The sequence below is a fragment of the Variovorax paradoxus genome, assembly GCF_030811855.1.
GTDB classification, from domain to species: Bacteria; Pseudomonadota; Gammaproteobacteria; order Burkholderiales; family Burkholderiaceae_C; genus Variovorax; species Variovorax paradoxus_L.
The window spans coordinates 200,590-223,285 of the sequence record NZ_JAUSRN010000008.1 but is presented as its reverse complement, the minus strand read 5'-3'; the positions used below and the strand labels follow the sequence as shown (position 1 = coordinate 223,285).

At 65.0% G+C, this 22,696-nt stretch carries 23 protein-coding genes; 6 read left to right on the top strand and 17 right to left on the bottom strand.

The window, feature by feature from the left end; genetic code table 11:
- Nucleotides 1–5: 5 nt before the first annotated feature.
- The 4 genes from guaA to guaB form a co-directional block, all read right to left on the bottom strand.
- Complete coding sequence (gene guaA, locus J2X92_RS16985; RefSeq protein WP_307577101.1) at nucleotides 6–1,622, bottom strand: glutamine-hydrolyzing GMP synthase; 1,617 nt, start codon at nucleotides 1,620–1,622, stop codon at nucleotides 6–8.
- 13 nt (nucleotides 1,623–1,635) lie between these two features.
- The gene (locus tag J2X92_RS16980; RefSeq protein WP_124959705.1) at nucleotides 1,636–2,055 is read right to left on the bottom strand and encodes a type II toxin-antitoxin system VapC family toxin; all 420 of its coding nucleotides are present in this window, start codon (nucleotides 2,053–2,055) and stop codon (nucleotides 1,636–1,638) included.
- A gap of 11 nt (nucleotides 2,056–2,066) precedes the next feature.
- Nucleotides 2,067–2,315, bottom strand: coding sequence for a type II toxin-antitoxin system Phd/YefM family antitoxin (locus J2X92_RS16975; RefSeq protein WP_055797102.1), 249 nt, complete (start codon nucleotides 2,313–2,315; stop codon nucleotides 2,067–2,069).
- An 88-nt stretch (nucleotides 2,316–2,403) separates the two neighbouring features.
- Entirely contained in the window at nucleotides 2,404–3,873 is a 1,470-nt protein-coding gene (gene guaB / locus J2X92_RS16970) for an IMP dehydrogenase (protein WP_055797099.1), read from the bottom strand.
- Nucleotides 3,874–4,052: 179 nt separating this feature from the next.
- Here guaB and J2X92_RS16965 point away from each other — a divergent pair, with 179 nt between their 5' ends.
- Entirely contained in the window at nucleotides 4,053–4,568 is a 516-nt protein-coding gene (locus J2X92_RS16965) for a DUF4124 domain-containing protein (protein WP_307577100.1), read from the top strand.
- A gap of 19 nt (nucleotides 4,569–4,587) precedes the next feature.
- Here J2X92_RS16965 and J2X92_RS16960 read toward each other — a convergent pair whose 3' ends face one another.
- Both J2X92_RS16960 and J2X92_RS16955 read right to left on the bottom strand, forming a co-directional pair.
- Nucleotides 4,588–4,923, bottom strand: coding sequence for an RnfH family protein (locus tag J2X92_RS16960; protein ID WP_307577099.1), 336 nt, complete (start codon nucleotides 4,921–4,923; stop codon nucleotides 4,588–4,590).
- A gap of 7 nt (nucleotides 4,924–4,930) precedes the next feature.
- Complete coding sequence (locus tag J2X92_RS16955; RefSeq protein WP_055797090.1) at nucleotides 4,931–5,377, bottom strand: type II toxin-antitoxin system RatA family toxin; 447 nt, start codon at nucleotides 5,375–5,377, stop codon at nucleotides 4,931–4,933.
- 62 nt (nucleotides 5,378–5,439) lie between these two features.
- Here J2X92_RS16955 and smpB point away from each other — a divergent pair, with 62 nt between their 5' ends.
- The 5 genes from smpB (at nucleotide 5,440) to J2X92_RS16930 (ending at nucleotide 8,243) form a co-directional block, all read left to right on the top strand.
- The gene (smpB, locus tag J2X92_RS16950; protein ID WP_307577098.1) at nucleotides 5,440–5,916 is read left to right on the top strand and encodes an SsrA-binding protein SmpB; all 477 of its coding nucleotides are present in this window, start codon (nucleotides 5,440–5,442) and stop codon (nucleotides 5,914–5,916) included.
- 92 nt (nucleotides 5,917–6,008) lie between these two features.
- Entirely contained in the window at nucleotides 6,009–6,389 is a 381-nt protein-coding gene (locus J2X92_RS16945; RefSeq protein ID WP_307577097.1) for a COG4315 family predicted lipoprotein, read from the top strand.
- A gap of 24 nt (nucleotides 6,390–6,413) precedes the next feature.
- Nucleotides 6,414–6,929: a sigma-70 family RNA polymerase sigma factor gene (locus J2X92_RS16940; protein ID WP_307577096.1), complete on the top strand. Its 516-nt coding sequence runs from the start codon at nucleotides 6,414–6,416 to the stop codon at nucleotides 6,927–6,929.
- A 16-nt stretch (nucleotides 6,930–6,945) separates the two neighbouring features.
- On the top strand, nucleotides 6,946–7,770 hold the full coding sequence (locus J2X92_RS16935) for an anti-sigma factor family protein (protein ID WP_307577095.1): 825 nt from the start codon (nucleotides 6,946–6,948) through the stop codon (nucleotides 7,768–7,770).
- A 77-nt stretch (nucleotides 7,771–7,847) separates the two neighbouring features.
- Nucleotides 7,848–8,243 (top strand): COG4315 family predicted lipoprotein, encoded by a 396-nt coding sequence (locus J2X92_RS16930; RefSeq protein ID WP_055797076.1) that lies wholly within the window; start codon nucleotides 7,848–7,850, stop codon nucleotides 8,241–8,243.
- Between the two features lie 84 nt (nucleotides 8,244–8,327).
- Here J2X92_RS16930 and J2X92_RS16925 read toward each other — a convergent pair whose 3' ends face one another.
- The 11 genes from J2X92_RS16925 to J2X92_RS16875 form a co-directional block, all read right to left on the bottom strand.
- Entirely contained in the window at nucleotides 8,328–9,257 is a 930-nt protein-coding gene (locus J2X92_RS16925; RefSeq protein WP_307577094.1) for a DMT family transporter, read from the bottom strand.
- Nucleotides 9,258–9,273: 16 nt separating this feature from the next.
- Nucleotides 9,274–11,109: a translational GTPase TypA gene (gene typA / locus J2X92_RS16920; RefSeq protein WP_055797073.1), complete on the bottom strand. Its 1,836-nt coding sequence runs from the start codon at nucleotides 11,107–11,109 to the stop codon at nucleotides 9,274–9,276.
- On the bottom strand, nucleotides 11,106–12,074 hold the full coding sequence (gene truB, locus J2X92_RS16915; RefSeq protein WP_093022693.1) for a tRNA pseudouridine(55) synthase TruB: 969 nt from the start codon (nucleotides 12,072–12,074) through the stop codon (nucleotides 11,106–11,108). The genes typA and truB overlap by 4 nt, the downstream gene beginning before the upstream one ends.
- Before the next feature lie 2 nt (nucleotides 12,075–12,076).
- Nucleotides 12,077–12,448: a 30S ribosome-binding factor RbfA gene (rbfA, locus tag J2X92_RS16910; RefSeq protein WP_093239564.1), complete on the bottom strand. Its 372-nt coding sequence runs from the start codon at nucleotides 12,446–12,448 to the stop codon at nucleotides 12,077–12,079.
- A gap of 21 nt (nucleotides 12,449–12,469) precedes the next feature.
- Nucleotides 12,470–15,424: a translation initiation factor IF-2 gene (gene infB / locus J2X92_RS16905; protein ID WP_307577093.1), complete on the bottom strand. Its 2,955-nt coding sequence runs from the start codon at nucleotides 15,422–15,424 to the stop codon at nucleotides 12,470–12,472.
- 24 nt (nucleotides 15,425–15,448) lie between these two features.
- Nucleotides 15,449–16,933, bottom strand: a complete 1,485-nt coding sequence (nusA, locus tag J2X92_RS16900; protein ID WP_055797065.1) for a transcription termination factor NusA — start codon at nucleotides 16,931–16,933, stop codon at nucleotides 15,449–15,451.
- Between the two features lie 16 nt (nucleotides 16,934–16,949).
- Nucleotides 16,950–17,597, bottom strand: a complete 648-nt coding sequence (gene rimP, locus J2X92_RS16895; protein WP_307577092.1) for a ribosome maturation factor RimP — start codon at nucleotides 17,595–17,597, stop codon at nucleotides 16,950–16,952.
- Nucleotides 17,598–17,765: 168 nt separating this feature from the next.
- Nucleotides 17,766–18,965 carry a YbfB/YjiJ family MFS transporter gene (locus J2X92_RS16890; protein WP_307577091.1) on the bottom strand — a complete coding sequence of 400 codons (1,200 nt, stop codon included), beginning with the start codon at nucleotides 18,963–18,965 and terminating at the stop codon, nucleotides 17,766–17,768.
- A 19-nt stretch (nucleotides 18,966–18,984) separates the two neighbouring features.
- Entirely contained in the window at nucleotides 18,985–20,613 is a 1,629-nt protein-coding gene (locus J2X92_RS16885) for an ABC transporter ATP-binding protein (protein WP_307577090.1), read from the bottom strand.
- 5 nt (nucleotides 20,614–20,618) lie between these two features.
- A complete protein-coding gene (locus tag J2X92_RS16880; protein WP_307577089.1) occupies nucleotides 20,619–21,662 on the bottom strand; it encodes an ABC transporter permease in 1,044 nt (347 codons plus the stop codon).
- Nucleotides 21,655–22,689 carry a microcin C ABC transporter permease YejB gene (locus J2X92_RS16875; protein ID WP_307577088.1) on the bottom strand — a complete coding sequence of 345 codons (1,035 nt, stop codon included), beginning with the start codon at nucleotides 22,687–22,689 and terminating at the stop codon, nucleotides 21,655–21,657. The genes J2X92_RS16880 and J2X92_RS16875 overlap by 8 nt, the downstream gene beginning before the upstream one ends.
- Nucleotides 22,690–22,696 lie beyond the last annotated feature (7 nt).

Here is a 22,696-nt window from a genome sequence, read left to right as displayed (position 1 = left end):
AGCACTCACTCCCACTCGATCGTCGCCGGCGGCTTGCTCGACACGTCATAGGTCACTCGGTTGATGCCGCGCACTTCGTTGATGATGCGGCCCGACACCTTCTTGAGCAGTGCATACGGCAGCTCGGCCCAGTCGGCGGTCATGAAGTCGCTGGTCTGCACGGCGCGCAGAGCGACGACGTAGTCATAAGTACGGCCGTCGCCCATCACGCCCACGCTCTTCACGGGGAGGAACACGGTAAAAGCCTGGCTCGTGAGGTCGTACCAGGTCTTGCCCGATTCATCCTTGAAGTTGCGCAGCTCCTCGATGAAGATCGCGTCGGCGCGGCGCAGCAGGTCGGCGTATTCCTTCTTGACTTCGCCAAGAATGCGCACGCCCAGGCCCGGGCCGGGGAATGGGTGGCGGTACACCATCTCGGGCGGCAGGCCGAGCGCCACACCGAGTTCACGCACTTCATCCTTGAACAGGTCACGCAGCGGCTCGAGCAGCTTGAGGCCGAGCTGTTCGGGCAGGCCGCCCACGTTGTGGTGGCTCTTGATGGTGACGGCCTTCTTGCTCTTGGCGCCGCCCGACTCGATGACGTCGGGGTAGATCGTTCCCTGTGCGAGGAAGGTCGCGCCCTTGTGTCCTCCGTCGCCGGCCTTGAGCTTGGCGGCTTCCTGCTTGAACACGGTGACGAACTCGCCGCCGATGATCTTGCGCTTGGCTTCGGGGTCGCTCACGCCAGCGAGCTTGCCGAGGAACAGGTCGCTCGCATCGACGCGAATGACCTTCGCATGCAGCTTGCCTTCGAACATCTCCATAACCATGTCGCCCTCGTTCAGCCGCAAGAGGCCGTGGTCGACGAACACGCAGGTCAGCTGGTCGCCGATGGCGCGATGAATCAACGCGGCCGCCACGCTCGAATCGACACCGCCGGAGAGGCCGAGGATGACTTCCTCGTCGCCGACTTGCTCGCGGATCTTCTCGACGGCTTCGGCGATGTGGTCGCGCATGACCCAGTCGGGCTTTGCTTCGCAGATGCCGAGCACGAAGCGATCGATGATCGCCTTGCCCTGCACCGTGTGCGTCACTTCGGGATGGAACTGGAGCGCGTAGTAGCGGCGCGCCTCGTCGGCCATGCCGGCGATGGGGCAGCTCTCGGTGCTGGCCATGAGCTTGAAGCCCGGCGGCAGCTCGGTCACCTTGTCGCCATGGCTCATCCACACGTTGAGCATGCCGTGGCCTTCGGGCGTGGTGAAGTCGGCAATGTCTTTCAGCAGCGCGGTGTGGCCGTGGGCGCGCACGGACGCAAAGCCGAACTCGCGCTTGTGGCCGCCTTCGACCTTGCCGCCGAGCTGGTGTGCCATGGTCTGCATGCCGTAGCAGATGCCGAGCACGGGCACGCCCAGGTCGAACACGGCCTGCGGGGCCTTGTCGGTGGTTTCTTCGTACACGCTGGCGTGGCTGCCCGAAAGAATCACGCCCTTGAGGTGGCCGTCGGCCGCGTATTCGCGCACCCACTCGTCGGTGACGTCGCAGGGATGCACCTCGCTGAGCACATGCGCCTCGCGCACGCGGCGAGCAATGAGCTGCGTGACTTGCGAGCCGAAATCGAGGATGAGGATCTTGTCGTGTTGCATGGAGAAGACTCGGTCAGAGCGTTGAAATGTCGAACAGCTTCACACCCGCCTTGGGTGCGGCCTGGATGAGTTGCTCGTCGAAAGTGGCGAGCGGGAGATTGAGCGAGCGCGCGAGCCAGAGATAGCCCGCATCGTAGAGCGACACGCCGGCATCGATGGCCACGGCCAGGACGGCCTTGTGTTGCGCGGGCGCGAGTTCGTGCAGTTCGACGCGATGGCGGATGGCGTCGAGCACGCTCCACAACCCTTCGACCGCCGAAGTCGGAATGCGGCCGCTGCGCACGCCATTGGCAAGGATGTTGGCGCACTCCCACTGCCAGGCATTGGGCGCCTGCGGCTCCACTTCGTCGCGGCGGATGGCGGCGTAGAGCTTGCGGGTGTGTTCGCTGGCCTGGTCTGGCAGCAGCCAGGCGGCGGTGACGGAAGCGTCCATGACGAAGGCTGTCACGATTGACGCCCTTCGTCGAGCAATGCGCGCACCGGGCGGCCGGGCTGGATGGTGGCGTGCAGCGCGTCAATCTGGCCGAGCTCGCGCTCGATCTGCTCGTCGGTGATGACTGGCTTGCGCCGCACCGGCAGCATGCGCACGACTTCCTTGCCGTGGCGGGTGATGCGAACCTCCTCGCCCTTTTCGACCGAGTCGATCAGGGCCGAGAAGTTGTTCTTGGCTTCAGCGATGCCGATGGATTGCATTTGGGCCAGAAAAATTGAATCTGGCCCAAATTCTAACGCCAATCTGGCCCGACTTTCAAGGTCTGGCCAGATTGGGCTCGCTCAGCACTTATTCGGCGCGGTAGTTCGGCGCTTCCTTGGTGATCTGCACGTCGTGAACGTGGCTCTCGCGGATGCCGGCCGTGGTGATCTCGACGAACTCGGCCTTGTTCTTCATGTCCTCGATGGTCGCGCAGCCGCAGTAGCCCATGCTGGCGCGCAAGCCGCCCGACATCTGGTACACGATGGAAACCATCGAGCCCTTGTAGGGCACGCGCCCTTCGATGCCTTCGGGAACCAGCTTGTCGGCGTTGGGATTACCAGTGGTGGATTCCTGGAAGTAGCGGTCGGCGCTGCCCTGCTGCATGGCACCGATGGAGCCCATGCCGCGGTAGCTCTTGTAGCTGCGGCCCTGGAACAGCACGATCTCGCCGGGCGCCTCTTCGGTGCCTGCGAACATGCCGCCCATCATCACGGTGCTGGCGCCTGCGGCAATGGCCTTGGCGATGTCGCCCGAATAGCGGATGCCGCCGTCAGCGATCAGCGGAATGCCAGTGCCCTGCAGCGCGGTGGCCACGTTGTCCACGGCCATGATCTGCGGCACGCCCACACCGGCGACGATGCGCGTGGTGCAGATCGATCCGGGGCCGATGCCGACCTTGACCGCGTCCGCGCCGGCATCGGCCAGCGCACGCGCGGCGTCGCCGGTGGCAATGTTGCCGCCGATCACGTCGACCTGCGGATAGTTCTTCTTGACCCAGCGCACGCGCTCGATCACGCCGGCGCTGTGGCCGTGCGCGGTGTCGACCACGATCGCATCGACGCCGGCCTTGACCAGCGCCTCGACGCGTTCCTCGGTGCCCTCGCCCACTCCTACCGCCGCGCCCACGCGCAGGCGACCGCTTGGGTCGCGCGCCGCGTTGGGGAAGCTGGTCTGCTTGGTGATGTCCTTGACGGTGATCAGGCCCTTGAGCTCCCACGCGCTGTTGATGACCAGCAGGCGTTCGAGCTTGTGCTTGTTGAGCAGCGCCTTGGCTTCGGCCAGCGTGGTGCCGTCGGGCACGGTGATGAGCTTTTCGCGCGGCGTCATGATCTCGCTCACCGGCACGTCGTAGCGGTTTTCAAAACGCAGGTCACGACCCGTCACGATGCCGACCACCTTGCCGCCGTCGAGCACCGGGAAGCCCGAGATGCCGAGTTCGTCGGACAGCTGCATGACCTGCAGCACAGTGTGCGTCGGCGTGATCACCACCGGATCGCGCAGTACGCCCGACTCATACCGCTTCACCTTGGCAACCTGCGCGGCCTGCTCGGCTGCGGTGAAGTTCTTGTGCACGATGCCGATGCCGCCTTCCTGCGCGATCGCGATGGCGAGGCGAGCCTCGGTCACCGTGTCCATCGCGGCGGAGACCAGCGGCAGATTCAGCGCGATGTTGCGGGAAAAACGGGTGGCGAGAGAGGTGTCCTTGGGCAGGACCTGGGAGAACGCTGGCACCAACAACACGTCGTCGAAGGTGAGCGCTTTGCCGAGAAGGCGCATGGGTGAAGCTCCAAAAGACGGATTGTAGCGATGCTCGGTACTTACCCGCCCCGGAGGGGGCTTCGGCCGGCCTCGATCTGGCTGCCCAAGTGGCCGAACGTAGCCAATTTCCAACTCACCTTGCTCGAAAGCTCGCACCGGCCATGTTGCCAAACGTAAGGCAACGCTAAACTCGCCGCATGAAATTCGCGCATTGGCTCGTACTTGGATGTGTTTGCCTGCTGCCGCTCTCGGCCAGCGCGCAATGGCAATGGATCGACAAGAACGGCAAGAAGGTCTTCAGCGACCAGGCGCCGCCGCCCGATGTGCCCGAAAAGAACATCCTGCGCCGCTCGGGTACGCCCCCACCGCGCGGCGGCTTGACGCAGGCCCCTGCGGAGGCCGATGCACCCGAGGCGTCCAAGCCGCGCGAAGTCGCGGCAGCGCCCAAGGCGCCGGGCGTCGACAAGGAACTCGAGGAAAAGACCAAGAAGGCGCAGGCGGAAGAAAAAGCCAAGCAGGCCGCCGAGGCGGAGAAGAACGCCAAGATCAAGGCCGAGAACTGCGACCGCGCCCGCCAGGGCAAGGCCACGTTCGACAGCGGCCTTCGCGTGGCCAGGGTCAACGCGAAGGGCGAGCGAGAGATCATGGACGATGCCGCGCGTGCGGCGGAGCAGAAGCGCCTTCAGTCGGTCATCGAAAGCGACTGCAAGTAACTGCAGCACGCGGGCCGATTCAGTAGCCGGCCTTGCCGCCCTTGCGGCGGTTCGCAAAAAGACCGGTGCCGCGCGCGCCCTGGCGCTGGAAGCGCTCGCGGCGCGCCACCTTGGGATCGACGGCCAGCGGCCGGCACAGTTCGACCCGATCACCGTCTTTCAAAGGCTGGTTCCACTCCACTTCCCTGCCCCAGATGCCGGGCGTCATGGCCTGGCGCCAGTCCAGCTGCGGAAAGCGTTGCGCGAGGTCGCTGGCCTTCACGGCATCGTCCACGGTGGCACCAAGTGCGAGCCGCAGGACCTGCTCGAACACCTCGCGCGGCGCGGGCGAGCAGCTCAGCGTGACTTCGATCATTGACTAATCAGGCCGCGCCGTAGACCTGCTCAGCGCGCTTGACGAAGGCTTCGACAAGGCTGGAGGCGACAGTGTCGAACACCGGCCCCACCAGGGCCTGCAACGCGAAGTTGCTGAAGCCGTAGCTCATGTGCAGCTCGACGCGGCAGGCGCGCTCTCCGGGCTCGCCCACGGGGGCGAATTTCCAGAGGCCGTCGAGGTTGGAGAACGGACCGTCTACGAGCTTGAGATGCACTTCGCGCCCCGGCACGTGCGTGTTGCGGGTGGTGAAGCTCTGGTGAAGGCCCGCGAAAGCCAGGCCCACTTCGGCGGTCATTCCGGCTTCGTCTTCCTCGATGACCCGCGACTTGTCGCACCACGGAAGGAACTGCGGATACTTCTCCACATCGGTGACGAGCGCGTACATCTCTTCGGCGCTGTACCAGATGAGGACGGACTTGTTGACTGTTTTCATAGAATCGGGACAGCGTGCGCGACGGATTGTATTGAAGCCATGCGCCCCCACCTTTCCGAGCCATGGCCACCAAGAAACAAGATACCTCCTCCCGCATTGCCGACAACAAGAAGGCCGCGTACAACTATTTCTTCGAAGAACGCTTCGAAGCCGGCATCGTCCTCGAAGGCTGGGAAGTCAAATCCCTGCGCGAAGGCAAGGTCCAGCTGACCGATGGCTACGTGGTGATCCGCGACGGCGAGCTGTTTGTCGTCGGCCTGCAGATCAACCCGCTCAAGAGCGCTTCGACCCACGTCAACCCCGACTCCATCCGCACCAAGAAGCTGCTGCTGCACAAGGAAGAGATTCGCCGCCTGGTTGGCAAGGTCGAGCAAAAGGGCTACACGCTGGTGCCGCTCAACCTGCATTGGAAGACCGGCAAGATCAAACTCGATATTGCGCTGGCCAAGGGCAAGGCCGAGCACGACAAGCGCGACACCATCAAGGACCGCGAAGGCAAGCGCGAGGTCGAGCGCGCGATGAAGAGCCGCAACCGCTAGTTCTTTTTTGCGCGGCATGGAATAAAACGCGCGCTGCAGGCGTTTGTGCGGTGTCATCGGATCGTCGATGGCACCAACTCAGGAGTCTTCCCATGTCGCCTTTTCGTGCTTCCTATGCCGGCCTTGCCGCCGCACTGCTGAGCAGCCTGCTCGCGTTTCCCGCGTTCGCACAGCCCAAGGCCGCCGACGGTGCGCTGGTCGGGCCGAACGGCATGACGCTGTACACCTTCGACAAGGACACGGCCGGCAGCGGCAAGTCGGCCTGCAACGGCGGCTGCGCGACCAACTGGCCGCCCTTCATGGCCACCGACAGCGACAAGCCGGCGGGAGACTTCACCATCGTCACGCGCGACGACGGCAAGAAACAGTGGGCCGCCAAGGGCTGGCCGCTCTACTACTGGGCCAAGGACTCGAAGCCGGGTGACAAGACCGGCGACGGCGTCGGCGGCGCCTGGAAAACCGCCAAGCCCTGAGCGCGACGCACGGCCCGCCTCTCCGTGGACGCCCGCCAGATCGCCGAACAGATTCCGAGCCTGCGCCGCTATGCGCGCGCGCTCACGGGCGATGCATGGGCAGCCGACGACTTGGTGCAGGACACGCTCGAGAGGGCCTGCGGCAAATGGCGGCTCTGGCGGGTGGGCAGCGATTTGCGTGCGTGGCTGTTCACGGTCATGCACAACATCTTCGCGAGTCAGCGGCGGCGCATGCCATCGCCCCACAGCGTCGTGCCGCTGGACGACGTGGCGCACGAGCTGCACGGCGCCGTCGATCCGGGCCGGGACCCCGGCAGCGGCCTCGACCTGCAGCGCTGCCTGATGCAATTGCCCGAGGAGCAGCGTGCCGTGCTGCTGCTGGTGGCGCTCGAAGACCTTTCCTATGCCGAGGTGGCAAAGGTGCTCGGCATACCCGCTGGCACCGTGATGTCGCGCCTGTCACGTGCCCGCGCCCGGTTGCACGAGTTGATGGATGGCGCCACCGCGCCGAGCCGCACCGGCCTGCGCCGCCTCAAGTGAAACCTTTCGCCGAACCATGAACCGCCCCGCCCCGCCCCCCACCGACGACGAGCTGCATGCCCTCGTCGATGGCCAGCTGGCACCGGACCGCCGGTCCGAGGTCGAAGACGCCCTGGCACACGACCCGGCCCTAGCCGAGCAGGTCGCAGCGTGGCGGAGCCAACGAGACGCCTTGCGCCGGCTGCATGGCGACTTGCTCGGCGAACCCGTTCCCGCGCACTTGATGAGCGCACTCGATCGCAACGAGCCGCGGCACGCTCGGCAAGGCCGATGGATCCGATGGGGCGGCATGGCGGCCAGCGTGCTGGTCGCCTTTGCCGCAGGATGGCTCGGCAATGCCCAATGGTCGATGCAGCGCGCTGCGCCGGCCCAACTGGCCAAGGCACCCGCAATGCGCGAGTTCGTGCACGACGCGTCGGTGGCGCACGCCGTCTACGCGCCCGAGAAAAGACACCCGGTCGAAGTGGCCGCCACGGAGCAACAGCACCTCGTGCAGTGGCTATCGAAGCGGCTCGACAAGCCGCTCAAGGTGCCCGACCTGGCATCGATGGGCTACACGCTCGTCGGCGGCCGTTTGCTGCCCGGAGAAAGCGGCGCGCGCGCCCAGTTCATGTTCGAGGACGCGGCGGGCGAACGCGTGACGCTCTACATCGGCACGCTCGACAGCCGAGCAGCCGCCGGCACCGCCGCATCTCGCGAAACAGCGTTCCGCTTTGCCTCCGAAGGGCCGGTGCCCAGTTTCTATTGGGTGGACCAGGGCTTCGGCTATGCCGTTGCGGGCAAGCTGCCGCGAGACGTTTTGCTCAAACTGGCGACGCTCGCCTACCGGGATTTGTCTTGAGCCCGGCATAAACTGCCGACTCGCGCAACCAACCACCTGGCTCGATTTCGCGATTTATCAACTGAAGGAGAAACTGCATGAAATTGCTCAGCGCCTCGATCCTCGCGGCGGCACTGCTCGCCGGCTGCGGCGGCATGTCCAACAAGACCGCCAGCGCACCCGACGCGCCCACCCGCACCGCCGACGGCGTACTCGTCGGACCGAATGGCATGACGCTCTATACCTTCGGCCGCGATACGGCCGGTGCGGGCACCTCCGCCTGCAACGCCCAGTGCGCCGCCAACTGGCCACCGCTGCCTGTGGCCGAAACCGCCAAGCCCATGGGCGGCTACACCATCATCGTGCGCGAAGACGGCAAGAAGCAGTGGGCCTACAAGGGCGCTCCGCTTTACTACTGGACGAAGGACAGCAAGCCCGGCGACAAGACCGGCGACGGCGTCCTGAACGGCGCCTGGAAAGTCGCGCGTCCCTGATTGCGCGTCTCTTGAATGCGAAAAGGCCCCGGCAGATGTCGGGGCCTTTTTCTTTTGAGCTTTACCTGGCCGCGTTGGTGCGCGCTAATGCGCGCTGGGAAGCGCGTCATCGGCCACCGTGGCGCGGCGTCCGCGCATTGCCAGCAGTTCGTTGAACACCAGCGCGCCGATGACCAGCGCACCGCCGGTCAGCACGCTCGCAGCGGGTTCTTCGCCCGCGCCGAGCCACGCCAGTGCAATGCCGAAAATCACTTCGAGCAGCGCAAGCAACGCGACCTCGGGCGCCTTCAGCACCCGGGCGCAAAGCACTGAAAGCACGCACGGAATCGCGAGCTGGAAAACGCCAAGGAAAGCCAGCAGGCCGAGGTCGTGCGCGGTCGCCTTGAACGGCAGGGAAAACGGCAAGGTGGCGAGCGTGCTGAGCGCGGCGCCAATGAGCACCGCGGGAACCAGGTCGATGTCGCGCCCCTTGGCCTGCGCATGCTGGACCACCGTCCAGTTGGTGGCGCCCGCGAGCGGCACGCACAGCGCCACCAGCGTTCCGAGCAGCGATCCGCCCGCCGTATCGCCGCCCTGCATCAGCTGCGTGCCGTACATCCAGGCGATGCCCAACCCAGCCACCACGATGGCAAGCCAGGTTCGCGCGGGCAACCGGTGACCGATGAAGATTCGCGCGGCCAATGCGGTAAGCAAGGGCCCGAGCGACATTGTGACCAGCACGCTTGCCGTCGAGGCCAGCGTGAGCGCCACCATGAAGGCCGTGAACATCACGGTCCAGCAGACGCCCGAGATCCAGAGTTCGCGCCCGCCGCTGCGGATTTGCGAGAACACCGCGCGACCCCGCCAAAGCGGCAAGATCACCAGCAGCGCCAGCATAGTGAAGAGGCTGCGCCAGAAGGTGATCTCGAAACTGTGCGCCTGTGCGAGGTGCCGCGTGACCACGCCCGCCGTGGCCCACATCAGGGTCACGGCGACCATCAGCCACACGGCTCCTCCGTGCGTCAGGCGCAGCATCGGTCGATGTCGGCGCTCAGCTCGCCGTTTCGCGGCTGGCGCGCTTGCGGTCGCTTTCCTTCAGGAAACGCTTGCGCAGGCGCACGCTCTTGGGCGTGATTTCGACCAGCTCGTCGTCCTCGATGAATTCCACGCCGTATTCCAGCGTGAGGTCGATCGGGGGCGTGATCTTGATCGCATCTTCCTTGCCGCTCACGCGGAAGTTGGTCAGCTGCTTCGTACGCGTGGCGTTCACCACGAGGTCGTTGTCGCGGCTGTGGATACCGACGATCATGCCTTCGTACACCGGATCGTTGGCCTTCACGAACATGCGGCCGCGGTCGTCCAGCTTGCCCAGGGCGTAGGTGAAGATTTCACCATCGTCCATCGAGATCAGCACGCCGTTCTTGCGGCTGCCGATGTCGCCCTTGTGCGCCTCGTAGCTGTCGAAGATGTTGCTGATGAGGCCCGAGCCGCGCGTCAGGTTCAGGAACTCGTTGGTGAAGCCGATCAGGCCGCGCGCCGGAATGCGGTACTCGAGGCGAACACGGCCGCGGCCGTCCGGTTCCATGTTGACCAGCTCGCCCTTGCGCTCGCCCAGTGCCTGCATCACGCCGCCCTGGTGCTGCTCTTCGATGTCGGCCGTCACCAGCTCGATGGGCTCGTGCTTCTCGCCGTTCACGGTGCGGAACACCACGCGCGGCTTCGACACGGCCATTTCGTAGCCTTCGCGGCGCATGTTTTCCAAGAGGATGGTCAGGTGCAGTTCACCGCGGCCCATCACTTCGAAGATGCCTTCTTCGTCGGTTTCGTTCACGCGCAGCGCAACGTTGTGCTGCAGTTCCTTCTGCAGGCGGTCCCAGATTTGGCGGCTGGTGACGAACTTGCCTTCGCGTCCGGCCAGCGGGCTGGTGTTCACGCAGAAGTTCATGGTCAGGGTCGGCTCGTCGACCTTGAGCATGGGCAGCGGCGCGGGCTTGTCCTTGTCGGTCACGGTGACGCCGATGCCGATGTCGGTGATGCCGTTGATCAGCACGATTTCGCCGGGGCCGGCTTCAATCGATTGCACGCGGTCCAGGCCTTGGAAGGTCAGCACCTGGTTGACGCGGCCCTTGACGGTCTTGCCGTCCGGACCTTCCATGACCAGCACGTCGGTCATGGGCCGGAGCGTGCCCTGGCTGATGCGGCCCACGCCGATGCGGCCGACGAAGGTCGAGAAGTCGAGCGCGGAAATCTGCAGCTGCAGCGGCGCGTTCGGGTCACCCTTTTGCGACGGAACGTGCTTCAAGATGGTGTTGAACAGGGCCGACATGTCGGGGCCCCACTGCTCGCCTGCAGCGCCTTCTTCCAGCGACGACCAGCCGTTGATGCCAGAGGCATACACCACGGGGAAGTCGAGCTGTTCGTCGGTGGCACCGAGCTTGTCGAACAGGTCGAAGGCGGCGTTCACCACCTTGTCGGGGTTCGCGCCCGGCTTGTCGACCTTGTTCACGACCAGGATTGGCTTGAGGCCGAGGGCCAGCGCCTTCTTGGTCACGAAGCGCGTCTGCGGCATCGGGCCTTCCTGCGCGTCGATCAGCAGCACCACGCCGTCGACCATCGACAGCGCGCGTTCCACTTCACCGCCGAAGTCCGCGTGGCCGGGGGTGTCGACGATGTTGATGTGCGTGCCTTCCCAGGTCACGGCGCAGTTCTTGGCCAGGATCGTGATGCCACGTTCCTTTTCAATGGCGTTGTTGTCCATCACCGTGTCGACGACTTTCTCGTGCTCGGCGAAGGTGCCCGACTGGCGCAGCAATTGGTCGACCATCGTGGTCTTGCCATGGTCCACGTGGGCAATGATGGCGATATTGCGGATTTGCTTGGTACTCATGGTGTCGCTTCGGTCTGTTGTGCGTTCAAAAGAATTTGCTGGATTTCGATGGGGTTCAGCAAGCGCCCCGGTATCAATTCGTTGGCAGCGACATGCGCCGTGCCGAGGAAGGCGGGAGGCGCTTCGCCGAACACTGCCACGTGGTCGGCATCGGGCCAGGTGCCGCGGCGGCGCAGGCCGGACAGAAAGCGCCCCGCATCTTCGCTGCCCAGCGTGACGATGGTATGGCCCTCGACCAGGGATTCGGCAGGCAACAATTGGGCCAGCCGCTCTTCCTCGCCCATGGCTTCGAGCGCTTCGAGCGTGATGCACTGCACCACGCCGAAACCGCCGGTGGCCGTACGGCGCAGCGACGTGAGGTGGGCGCCGCAGCCCAGTGCCTCGCCGATGTCTTCGCCCAGCGTGCGAATGTAGGTTCCCTTGCTCACGGAAGCCACTATTTTTATCGCATTGCCCGCCGATTCGGCCGCTGCCTGCGTGATCTTCAATGCATGAATGACCACGTCGCGCGGCGCGCGCTCGATCTCGATGCCTTCGCGGGCGTACTCGTACAGCGCCTTGCCGTCTTTCTTGAGTGCGCTGTGCATCGGCGGCACTTGCCGGATGGGGCCGGTGAATTGCGCCTCGACGCGGGCCAGGTCTTCAGGCGTGACGTGCACCGGACGCTCGGCGATCACCTCGCCCTCGGCATCGCCGGTGGCGGTCTTGATGCCCAGGCGGGCCGTAGCCTCGTAGGTCTTGTCGGCATCGAGATGCAGCTGGCTGAACTTGGTGGCCGCGCCGAAGCACAGCGGCAGCACGCCGGTGGCCAGCGGGTCGAGCGTGCCGGTGTGGCCCGCTTTTTCGGCGCGCAGCAACCACTTGGCTTTTTGCAAAGCCTGGTTGCTGGAGAGTCCCAGCGGTTTGTCGAGCAACAACACCCCATGCACAGGGCGCCGCTGCACCCTTGTGCGTGGCGCATTCATCGCTAGTCGTCTTTCGAACGCGAAGCGACGGCCTGCGCGATGAGCGCATTCATGTCGGCCGCACGCTCGGTGGTGCGATCGAACAGGAAGTGCAGCGTCGGCACGGTGTGGATGTGGAGGCGCTTGAACAGGCCGTTGCGAAGAAACCCCGCAGCCTGGTTCAGCGCTTCGGTGGTCTCGGTCACGTCGCCCGTGAGCATGCTGAAGTAGACCTTCGCATGCGCATAGTCGGGCGTGACCTCGACGGCCTGGATCGTGACCATGCCCACGCGCGGGTCCTTCAACTCGCGCGCGATCAGCTCCGTCAGATCCCGCTGGATCTGGTCGGCAACCTTGAACGCGCGGTTGGGGGCGGCGGCTTTTCTTTTCGGCATGGTCTCTCTCGCATCGAACGCTTACAGCGTCCGGGCGATTTCCTTGATCTCGAAGAATTCCAACTGATCACCTTCTTTGATGTCGTTGTAGTTCTTGAGCTTGATACCGCACTCGAAGCCTTCGCGCACTTCGCGAACGTCGTCCTTCATGCGCTTGATCGAGTCGACTTCGCCGGTGTAGATCACCACGTTGTCGCGCAGCAGGCGGAAATGCGCCGTGCGGTTGACCGAGCCCGAGGTGATGTACGAACCTGCAACCGTACCGATCTTGGAAGCCACGAACACCGTGCGGATTTCGGCCGAACCGATGATTTCCTCGCGGCGCTCCGGTGCCAGCATGCCCGACATCGCGACCTTGATCTCGTCCACAGCGTCGTAAATGATGCTGTAGTAGTTCAGCTGCACGCCATTGCCTTCGGCCAGCTTGCGCGCACCGGCATCGGCGCGCACGTTGAAGCCGATCACGATCGCCTTCGAGGCGATGGCAAGGTTGATGTCGCTTTCGCTGATGCCGCCCACGCCGGCGTACACGATCTGCACCTTGACCTCTTCGGTCGCCAGCTTGAGCAGCGACTGGGCCAGCGCTTCCTGCGAGCCCTGCACGTCGGCCTTGATGATGATGCGCAGCGTCTGCACTTCGCCGGCCGAAAGGTCGGTGAACATGTTCTGCAGGTTCGCAGCCTGAGCCTTCGCCAGCTTGGTGTTGCGGAACTTGCCGGCACGGTAGGTGGCGATTTCGCGCGCACGGCGCTCGTCGGACATCACCATGAACTCGTCGCCCGCCTGCGGCACTTCGGTCAGACCCTGGATTTCCACCGGGATCGACGGGCCGGCCGTCTTGATGCTCTTGCCGTCTTCGTCCAGCATGGCGCGTACGCGGCCATAGGTCGAACCCGCCAGCACCACGTCGCCGGTCTTGAGCGTGCCGGACTGCACCAGCACGGTGGCGACCGGGCCGCGGCCCTTGTCGAGTTGGGCCTCAATGACCAGGCCCTTGGCGGCGGCATCCACCGGCGCCTTGAGTTCCAGCACTTCGGCCTGCAGCAGCACCTGCTCGAGCAGCTCGTCGATGCCCTGGCCCGTCTTGGCGGACACCGGCACGAACGGCACGTCGCCGCCGTACTCTTCGGGCACCACCTCTTCGGTCACCAGTTCCTGCTTCACGCGGTCCGGGCTGGCGTCGGGCTTGTCGATCTTGTTGATCGCGACCACGATCGGCACACCGGCAGCCTTCGCGTGCTTGATGGCTTCCTTGGTCTGGGGCATGACCCCGTCGTCAGCCGCCACAACGAGGATGACGATGTCGGTGGCCTGCGCACCGCGGGCACGCATGGCCGTGAAGGCCTCGTGACCCGGGGTGTCGAGGAACGACACCATGCCGCGTTCGGTCTGCACATGGTAGGCACCGATGTGCTGCGTGATGCCGCCGGCTTCGCCCGCGGCCACCTTGGCGCGGCGGATGTAATCCAGCAGCGAGGTCTTGCCGTGGTCGACGTGACCCATGACGGTCACGACCGGCGCGCGCGGCAGGGCTTCGGCGGTTTGCGCCGACACGTCCTCGTCGGTGAAGGCTTCGGGGTCGTCAAGCGCAGCAACGACCGCGTTGTGGCCCATTTCCTCCACCAGGATCATGGCGGTGTCCTGGTCCAGCGACTGGTTGATGGTCGCCATCTGGCCCAGCTTCATGAGCTGCTTGATGACTTCCTGCGCCTTGACGGCCATCTTGTGGGCGAGCTCGGCCACCGTGATGGTTTCGGGCACGTGCACTTCGAGAATGCGCGCCTCGACCGGTGCGGCCTGCACATGCTCTTCGTGGCCTCCACGGTCGTTGCTGCCACGGCGGCCGCGCGGGCCTCCGCGCCAGTTGCCGCGGCCGACACCACCGCTGGCATCGCCGCGGGTCTTGATTTCTTTCTTCTTGGCCGGATCGCCAGCCCAGCTCGATGAGAGCTTGGCCGACTTGACTTCCTTGCCGGCACCCGCAGCGCCAGGGGCTGCGGCTGCACCCGGTGCGGCTGGCGCGCCGGGGCGCGCGGCCGGGGTGGCTGGCTTGTGTAGCGTTCCCTTGACCGCGGCTTTTTCGGGCTGCGGCTTCTCGGGCGCCTTGTGCGGCACCAGCACGCGGGCCGGTGCATTCATCATGGCGCGAATGGCTTCGGCTTCGGCGAGTGCCTTGCGGCGGCGCTCGTCGAGGTCCTTCGCGCGGGCGGCTTCTTCGTCGGCACGGGCCTTCGATTCGGCGGCGGCCTTGGCCTTCGCGTCTTCCTTGGCTTGCGTGGCGGCGGTCTGGGCGGCCAGCTTGGTGTCTGCGGCTTGCTGCTCGGCGGCAGCGGCTGCGGCGGCCGCAGGTGCTGCTACCGGCTTGGCCGCTTCCTTGGCGGGCGCGGCAGCGGCTTCGGCAGCGGCCTTCTTCTCGGCGGCGATGCGTGCGGCTTCCTGCTCTGCCTGTTCGGCGCGCTCGGCCTTTTCGGCCTGCTCGCGTTCGCGCGCTTCGGCTTCTTCGCGCAGGCGGCGCTTCTCGACCAGTTCTTCTTCCTGGCGGCGGATCAGTTCGGCCTGGCGGCGCGCTTCTTCCTCGCGGCGGGCCAGTTCAGCTTCGTCGACGCGCGGTGCGGCGGGAGCCGCGGGCGCTTCGGCCACCGGTTGTTGTGCTTCGGGCACGGCCGGGTGGCCGTCGTCGCGCTGGATGAAGGTGCGCTTCTTGCGCACCTCGACCTGGATGGTGCGGGCGCGGCCGGTGGCATCGGCCTGCTTGATCTCGCTGGTCGACTTTTTCGTCAGCGTGATCTTCTTGCGCTCGGGCTCGGCGGTGCCGTGGCTGGCTTTGAGAAAGCCGAGCAGGCGCTGCTTGTCAGCCTCGGTGAGTGCATCGGTGGGTGCCGCTTTGGGCACGCCTGCGCTCTTGAGCTGGTCAAGCAAGGTTTCGGGAGTCTTCTTGAGCTCGTTCGCGAACTCGGCGACAGTGGTACTGGACATATTGGTTTCGTGCCTCCATGACCATCACTCTTGGCCGGCGAACCAATGTTCGCGGGCTTTCAAGATGAGGGCTTTGGCGTCATCGGCGCTGTGGCCGGTGATCTCGGTGAGTTCATCGACCGCGAGGTCGGCGAGGTCGTCGCGGGTGTGCACACCCGCCTCGGCCAGCTTTGGAATCAGCTCGGGGTCGAGGCCTTCGAGGTCGCGCAGATTCTGCGAGACGGTCTCGACGCCCTCTTCCTTGGCGATTTCCATGGTCAGCAGCGCATCCTTGGCGCGCGTGCGCAGCTCATTGATGGTGTCTTCATCGAAAGCTTCGATCTCCAGCATTTCGGAGATCGGCACATAGGCCACTTCCTCGAGGCTGTTGAAGCCCTCGGAGATCAGGATGTCGGCGATTTCCTCGTCGACGTCGAGCTTTTCCATGAACAGCTTGCGGCTGGCGTCGGTTTCGACGGCCTGCTTCTGGGCAGATTCGTTGGCGTCCATGATGTTGATCTTCCAGCCGGTCAGATCGGAGGCGAGCCTCACGTTCTGGCCGCCGCGGCCGATGGCGATGGCGAGGTTTTCCTCGTCGACCACCACGTCCATGGCGTGCTTTTCTTCATCGACAACGATGGAAGACACATTGGCCGGAGCCAGGGCGCCGATCACGAACTGCGCCGGATCTTCGCTCCACAGCACGATGTCCACACGCTCGCCGGCGAGCTCGTTGGTCACGGCATTGACACGGGTGCCGCGCACGCCGACGCAGGTGCCGATCGGGTCGACACGCTTGTCGTGCGAGAGCACGGCGATCTTGGCGCGCGAACCGGGGTCACGGGCGCAGCTCTTGATTTCGAGCAGGCCTTGTTCGATCTCGGGTACTTCCTGGCGGAACAGCTCGATCATGAACTCGGGGGCCGAGCGCGAGAGGATGATCGGCGCGCCGCGCAGCGTCAGGTCGACCTCCATGATCATGGCCCGCACGCGGTCGCCGTTGCGCAGGTTTTCCTTGGCGATCATTTCGCTGCGGCGCAGGCGCCCTTCGACGCGGCCGGCCTCCACAATGATGTCGCCCTTGTCCAGGCGCTTGACGGTGCCCACGAAGATCTTGTCGCCGCGCGACATGAAGTCGTTCAGCAGCATTTCGCGCTCAGCGTCGCGGATCTTCTGCAGGATCACCTGCTTGGCGGCCATGGCGCCGATGCGGCCGATCGGCACCGAGTCCACCGATTCCTCGATGTACTCGTCGACCTCGATGTCGGGCATTTCTTCCTTGGCTTCGAACAGGAGGATTTCCTGGTCGGGCAGCTGCAGGCCGGCCTCGTCCGGAACGACGTGCCAGCGGCGGAAGGTTTCGTAGTCGCCGCTGTCGCGGTCCACGGCCACGCGGATGTCCACTTCGCCCGCATAGAGCTTCTTGGTGGCTTGCGCCAGTGCGGATTCGACCGCGCCGAAGACCACGTCGCGCTCGACGTTCTTCTCTCGCGAGATCGCATCCACCAACATCAACATTTCGCGATTCATGCCACCACTCCTCTGTTCAGTCCGGAACATTCGTTCCGTCGTCAATATCCGAAAAACCCGGTTGGGTTTTGGCCCTGCGGCCCTTGAAATCCACAATTGGCGCGAGCCGCGCATCGCGCAGCTCGTCCAGCACGAAGCCGAGCGCCTGCAACTTTGCAGGCGCGCGCTTCTTGCTCACTTTTTGTCCCGGTTTGGGCTCGGGCGCATCGCTCCAGACGATTTGCCAGCCCGGGGCTCCGTCAGCCCCTTGCGCCTTTTCAGCACGCTCCAGCGTGCCGCGAAACTTCTTGCGGTTGGCAGACACCTGCCCCGCCGCCGCGGCACCCATGGGCGCCTTGAGCGTGATGTCGATCACCTCGCCGACGAAACGCTCGAAATCCTGCTCATTGCGAAGCGGACGGTCAATACCCGGCGAGGAAACCTCGAGCCGCTTGTAATCGACACCATCGACCTCGAGCGCGAACTGCAATTGCCGCGTGACCTTTTCGCAATCCTCGACGGTCACGAAAGGCTCGGGAATACCTGCAGCCACAGCTTCCGAGGTGGGGGCTGTCCAGGGCAAATCAATCGTGACGCGCAGCAATCCCCCGGCCGATCTTTCGATCTCGACCAGGTCGTAGCCGAGTCCGGCCACGGTTTGTTCCACTGTCTGCTGCAATGCCACGTGTTTGAAAATGCCTTGTAAAAATGGTTATGCGCGCCACCCGCCCGCCACGGGTGCCACGCATCGAGAATGCATAGACCAAAAAAAACGGGCGGTTGGTACCCGCCCGTTTGGTCGTGAGCCTCGAATTATATGCTATTCGTGTGAGAAATGAAGGGGCATTGACGCTCAGTTGCCTGTTATGCGGCGAGATTTCGACCACACCACCACGAACAGCACGGCCCCCAGCGCCAAGGCCGCGGCCGCCACCAGCAACGGCAATTGGAAAGAGCCGGTTCGCTGGGCCAGCGGCGCGGCAAAGAGCGGGCCAATGATCTGCCCGACGCCGTAGGACGCCGTGGCGTAGCCGATCAGCCCGGCAGCGGCATTGCCCCGCAGCCGGCGCGCATCCCGCATTGCAAAAAGAGTGATGGCCGTGAACGGCATGCCGAGCAGCAGGCTGCCAAGCGCAAAACCGGCAATCGTGGGCCATGCCACCGACAGCAATACACCCAGCGCCTGCAACGCGTAGGCCGCCGCCAGCAGCAGCCGGTTGTCCCAATGGAGGGGCGCGCGGGCGCCGATCAGCGCGCCAGGAATGATCGCCAGCCCGAAAAGCGGCCAGAAGAAGTCGGGCCAGGGCGAGCCCGGAAGAGCCTGCCGGGCAATCACGGGCAGGAAGGTCGCCGTGATGATGTAACCGAAGCCGGCCAGGCCATAGAGCGCGACCAGCCATGCCGCGTCGCTTCGCGTCGAGGCCGATGTGGGCATCCCGGCCGTGCCCACCGGTGCGGTTGTAGACGCGCCAGCCGCGGGCAGTTCGCCATCGTCGAACACCCGCCAGATCGCCGCCACCAGCACCACCGCCAGCATGCCGAGGCCAATCCAACCCACTTCCGAACCCCAGCGGCCTAGGGCACCGCCGAGCAAGCCAGTCATGGCGATGCCGATGCCAGGCCCCGTGTAGATCACGCCGGCCAGTGCCGGGGAATTGGTTTCGGCCAACCGGCGCAACCCCCAGCCGGACGCAAAGACGAATACCCACGCGCTCATTACGCCGGCTGCCGCGCGCAGAACACCCCAACTGGTGAAGCTGTGGAGCACGCCCATGCCGACCAGCAGCACGGCCGTTGCGGCCAGCCCGCCGCGCACCATGGTCTTGGCCTTGATGCCGATGGCCGCGCAGCTGACCGCGCCCAGGAAATAGCCCAGGTAGTTGAGCGACGCCAGCACGCCGCCTGCCTCGAGCTGGAGCTTTCCCTCATGCAACATGATCGGCAACATGGGTGTGAAAGCGAAACGCCCCAGCCCCATTGCCACTGCCAAAGTGACCATGCAGGCCAGCGCCGCGCGCCAAGCCCCGCGACGGCCTTGTCCAATTCCCGACATTGTTCTGAATCCCGTTGTTCTATTCCAGCAGCGCAGCAGCCACCAGCGTCTTTGTGTAGGGGTGCTCGGGCGCGTCGAGCACGCGCTCGACAAGGCCGGATTCGAGGATGTTGCCATCCTTCATCACGATGACGTGGTGCGCCATGGCCCGTATCACTTCGACGTCGTGGGTGATGAGCAAATAGCTCAGGCCGCGCTCACGCTGAAGGCGTTGCAGCAGGCCCAACACCTGCTTCTGGATCGTCACGTCGAGCGCACTCGTGGGCTCGTCGAGCACCAGCAGTTGCGGATCGACGATGAGCGCGCGCGCAATCGCAAGGCGCTGGCGCTGCCCGCCCGAAAACTCGTGCGGGTAGCGGTCGAGCAGCGACGGGAACTGCGCCTCGCTCAACCCCACATCGGCCAGCGCCGCCAGGGCCCGTGCACGGCGCTGCTCGGTGCCGAGCTCGGGCGCATGCACGCGAAGCCCCTCGCCCACGATCTGCTCGACCGTCATGCGCGGCGAAAGCGAAGAAAACGGATCTTGGAAAACCACCTGCATGACTCGGCGCAAGGCCAGATCGGACCCTCGGTCGACCGCCCAGCCCTTGCCATCGACTTTGAGCGCGCCGCGATACTTCAGCAGCCCGAGAGCGGCCAGCGCCAGCGTCGACTTGCCTGACCCGGATTCCCCGACCACGCCCAGCGTTTCACCAGGTGCGATGCGGAAATCAGCGTTCTGCACCGCGATGAATTCGCCCTTGCGGAACCAGCCGGCCACGCCGGGCCGTGGCACCGGGTAGCTCACGCTCAGGCCCGTGGCTTCGAGCACCGGCCGTGCATCGCTGCCTGCAGCTACGGCACTGACGTTGCGCTCCGGGTGGCTGTCGATCAACTTGCGGGTGTAGGCATGCTGCGGCGCTTCGAACACCGTGGCCACATCGCCCTGCTCGACGATGTGCCCGTCTTCCATCACCGCGACGCGGTCCGCGAACCGGCGCACCAGGTTCAGGTCGTGGGTGATCAGCAGCACGGCCATGCCATGCTTGCGCTGCAGATCGGCGAGCAGATCGAGGATCTGCGCGCGCACGGTCACGTCGAGCGCTGTGGTCGGCTCGTCCGCCAGAAGCAGGCGGGGCTTGCAGGCGAGCGCCATGGCGATCATGGCGCGCTGTCGCTGCCCACCCGAGAGTTGGTGCGGGAACGCCCTCGCCCGCCGCTCGGGCTCAGGAATGCCGGTGTCGGCAAGCAACTGCACCGCGGCCGCCTGCGCGTCGCGTGCCGAGAGCCCCTCGTGCAGCTCGAGCACCTCGGCAATCTGGTCGCCCACCGTGTAGAGCGCGTTGAGCGCGGTCATCGGCTCCTGGAAGATCATCGCGATCTCCTTGCCGCGGATGCCACGCAGCTCCCGCTCCGGAATCGACAGCAGATCGCGGCCATTCGAAGCCGCCTGGGCGTCGAACAGCTTCGCGACGCCGGCGATGTCGGCGTTCTGCGCCAGGCGCAGCAGCGCCAACGCCGTGACGGTCTTGCCCGAGCCCGACTCGCCCACCAGCGCGAGCTTCTCGCCGGCGGCAATGCGGAAGTCGATGCCATGCACCACTTCCTTGCCGCCGAACGCGACGCGCAGGCCCTTGACGTCGAGCAGCGGCTGATGAGGGGTCGTCATTGCGCTCACTTGTCGGCCTTCCGCGGATCGAGCGCATCGCGCAGAGCGTCGCCCATGAACGTCAGGAGCATCAGCGTCACGACCAGCACGCCGAAGGTGGACAACGAAATCCACCAGGCATCGATGTTCGCCTTGCCCTGACTGAGCAGCTCGCCAAGCGACGGCGTACCCGGCGGCACGCCGAGGCCCAGGAAGTCGAGCGACGTCAACGCCAGGATGGCCGCGCTCATTCGGAACGGCAAGAAGGTGACGACCGGCACCATGCTGTTGGGAAGGATGTGGCGCCACATGATCTGCAAGTTGCCGACGCCGAGCGCTCGCGCGGCGCGCACGTAGTCCATCTGGCGGTTGCGCAGGAACTCGGCGCGCACGTAGTCCGACAGGCCCATCCATCCGAACAGGCTCAAAAGGATGAGCAGCAGCGCCACGCTGGGCGAGAAGATCGCGCTGAAGATGATCAGCAGGTAGAGCTCGGGCATGGAACTCCAGATCTCGATGAAGCGCTGGAATGCGAGGTCAGTCTTGCCGCCAAAAAAGCCCTGCACTGCCCCCGTCACGATGCCCAGCACCACGCCGATCACCGTGAGCGCCAGTGCAAACAGCACGCTCACGCGAAAGCCGTAGATCAGTTGCGCCAGCAAATCGCGGCCGCGATCGTCCGTGCCAAAAAAGTTGTCGCGCGATGGGGCCGACGGATTCGGCAACTTGGCAAAGTAGTTGAGGGTTTGCGGGCCGTAGGTGTTCGGTGCATAAATTGCCCAGTTCCCCGCCCCCGTGATCCGCTCGCGGATGAACGGATCGAGGTAGTCGGCCGGTGTCTCGAAGTCTCCGCCGAAGGTCTTTTCGGGATAGTCGCGCAGCACGGGGAAGTAGGTGTGCCCCTCGTAACGCACCACGAGCGGCTTGTCCGTGGACAGCACTTCCGCAAAAAGGCTGAGGACGACGAGCACCGTAAAGACTACGAGGCTCCAGAACCCGAGTGGATTCCGGCGAAAGCGGCGCCAGGCGCGGCGCGCCGGGCTCAATGAAACGGGCAGCGCGTCAGTCAAATTTCACCCTCGGGTCGACCCAGACGTAGCAGAGGTCGGAAATGAGCTTGGTCAAGAGGCCGATCAGCGTGAACAGGTACAGCGTGCCCAGCACCACGGGATAGTCGCGCCGGATCACGCTTTCGTAGCTCAAGAGGCCCAGCCCGTCGAGCGAGAACAGCGTCTCGATCAGCAGCGACCCTGTGAAGAACGCGCCGATGAAGGCCGCCGGAAATCCCGTGATGATCGGGATCAGGGCATTGCGGAAGACGTGCTTCCAGAGCACTTGCCGCTCGGCCAGCCCCTTGGCGCGCGCGGTCAATACGTATTGCTTTCGAATTTCCTCCAGGAAGGAATTCTTCGTGAGCATGGCCGTCACGGCAAAGCTGCCGAGCACCATCGCGGTCACGGGCAGCGCAATGTGCCAAAGATAGTCGACGATCTTCGCGCCCCATCCGAGCGTTTCCCAGTTGGGCGAAGTCAGTCCGCGCAGCGGAAACCACTGCAGCTGCCCGCCGAAGATCACGAGCAGCGCCACGCCCAGCACGAAGCCGGGTATCGCATAGCCGATCAGCACGATGAGCGTGGTCACGAAGTCGAAACGCGAACCCGCCCGCACCGCCTTCGCCACGCCGAGCGGCACCGCGATCAGGTAGCTGATGAAGAAGGTCCACAGGCCCAGGCTGATCGACACCGGCAGCTTTTCCTTGACCAGGTCCCACACCGCCTTGCGCTGGTAGAAGCTCTGGCCCAAGTCGAGCTTCGCAAACGACTTGAGCATTTGCCAGAAGCGCTCGTGCGCCGGCTTGTCGAAACCATAGAGCGCCTTGATCTCGGCAATGCGTTCCGGCGCCAGCCCCTGCCGTCCGCGATAGCCGGCCCCGCTGCTCGCAGCGCGCTCCCCACCAGAGTCGCGGCCCTGCAGCTGGGACACCATCTGCTCGACAGGCCCGCCCGGCACGAACTGGATGACCACGAAGGTCAGCAGCAGCACGCCGAGCAGCGTGGGCACCATCAGAAGCAGGCGTTTGAGGATGTAGCTGGCCATGGCGTGC

What these genes read in the sequence shown, in the direction of transcription:
- guaA (WP_307577101.1), bottom strand. Translation starts at nt 1,622, where the DNA reads ATGCAACACGACAAGATCCTCATCCTCGATTTCGGCTCGCAAGTCACG.
- J2X92_RS16980 (WP_124959705.1), bottom strand. Translation starts at nt 2,055, where the DNA reads ATGGACGCTTCCGTCACCGCCGCCTGGCTGCTGCCAGACCAGGCCAGC.
- J2X92_RS16975 (WP_055797102.1), bottom strand. Translation starts at nt 2,315, where the DNA reads ATGCAATCCATCGGCATCGCTGAAGCCAAGAACAACTTCTCGGCCCTG.
- guaB (WP_055797099.1), bottom strand. Translation starts at nt 3,873, where the DNA reads ATGCGCCTTCTCGGCAAAGCGCTCACCTTCGACGACGTGTTGTTGGTG.
- J2X92_RS16965 (WP_307577100.1), top strand. Translation starts at nt 4,053, where the DNA reads ATGAAATTCGCGCATTGGCTCGTACTTGGATGTGTTTGCCTGCTGCCG.
- J2X92_RS16960 (WP_307577099.1), bottom strand. Translation starts at nt 4,923, where the DNA reads ATGATCGAAGTCACGCTGAGCTGCTCGCCCGCGCCGCGCGAGGTGTTC.
- J2X92_RS16955 (WP_055797090.1), bottom strand. Translation starts at nt 5,377, where the DNA reads ATGAAAACAGTCAACAAGTCCGTCCTCATCTGGTACAGCGCCGAAGAG.
- smpB (WP_307577098.1), top strand. Translation starts at nt 5,440, where the DNA reads ATGGCCACCAAGAAACAAGATACCTCCTCCCGCATTGCCGACAACAAG.
- J2X92_RS16945 (WP_307577097.1), top strand. Translation starts at nt 6,009, where the DNA reads ATGTCGCCTTTTCGTGCTTCCTATGCCGGCCTTGCCGCCGCACTGCTG.
- J2X92_RS16935 (WP_307577095.1), top strand. Translation starts at nt 6,946, where the DNA reads ATGAACCGCCCCGCCCCGCCCCCCACCGACGACGAGCTGCATGCCCTC.
- J2X92_RS16930 (WP_055797076.1), top strand. Translation starts at nt 7,848, where the DNA reads ATGAAATTGCTCAGCGCCTCGATCCTCGCGGCGGCACTGCTCGCCGGC.
- J2X92_RS16925 (WP_307577094.1), bottom strand. Translation starts at nt 9,257, where the DNA reads ATGCTGCGCCTGACGCACGGAGGAGCCGTGTGGCTGATGGTCGCCGTG.
- typA (WP_055797073.1), bottom strand. Translation starts at nt 11,109, where the DNA reads ATGAGTACCAAGCAAATCCGCAATATCGCCATCATTGCCCACGTGGAC.
- truB (WP_093022693.1), bottom strand. Translation starts at nt 12,074, where the DNA reads ATGAATGCGCCACGCACAAGGGTGCAGCGGCGCCCTGTGCATGGGGTG.
- rbfA (WP_093239564.1), bottom strand. Translation starts at nt 12,448, where the DNA reads ATGCCGAAAAGAAAAGCCGCCGCCCCCAACCGCGCGTTCAAGGTTGCC.
- infB (WP_307577093.1), bottom strand. Translation starts at nt 15,424, where the DNA reads ATGTCCAGTACCACTGTCGCCGAGTTCGCGAACGAGCTCAAGAAGACT.
- nusA (WP_055797065.1), bottom strand. Translation starts at nt 16,933, where the DNA reads ATGAATCGCGAAATGTTGATGTTGGTGGATGCGATCTCGCGAGAGAAG.
- J2X92_RS16890 (WP_307577091.1), bottom strand. Translation starts at nt 18,965, where the DNA reads ATGTCGGGAATTGGACAAGGCCGTCGCGGGGCTTGGCGCGCGGCGCTG.
- J2X92_RS16885 (WP_307577090.1), bottom strand. Translation starts at nt 20,613, where the DNA reads ATGACGACCCCTCATCAGCCGCTGCTCGACGTCAAGGGCCTGCGCGTC.
- J2X92_RS16875 (WP_307577088.1), bottom strand. Translation starts at nt 22,689, where the DNA reads ATGGCCAGCTACATCCTCAAACGCCTGCTTCTGATGGTGCCCACGCTG.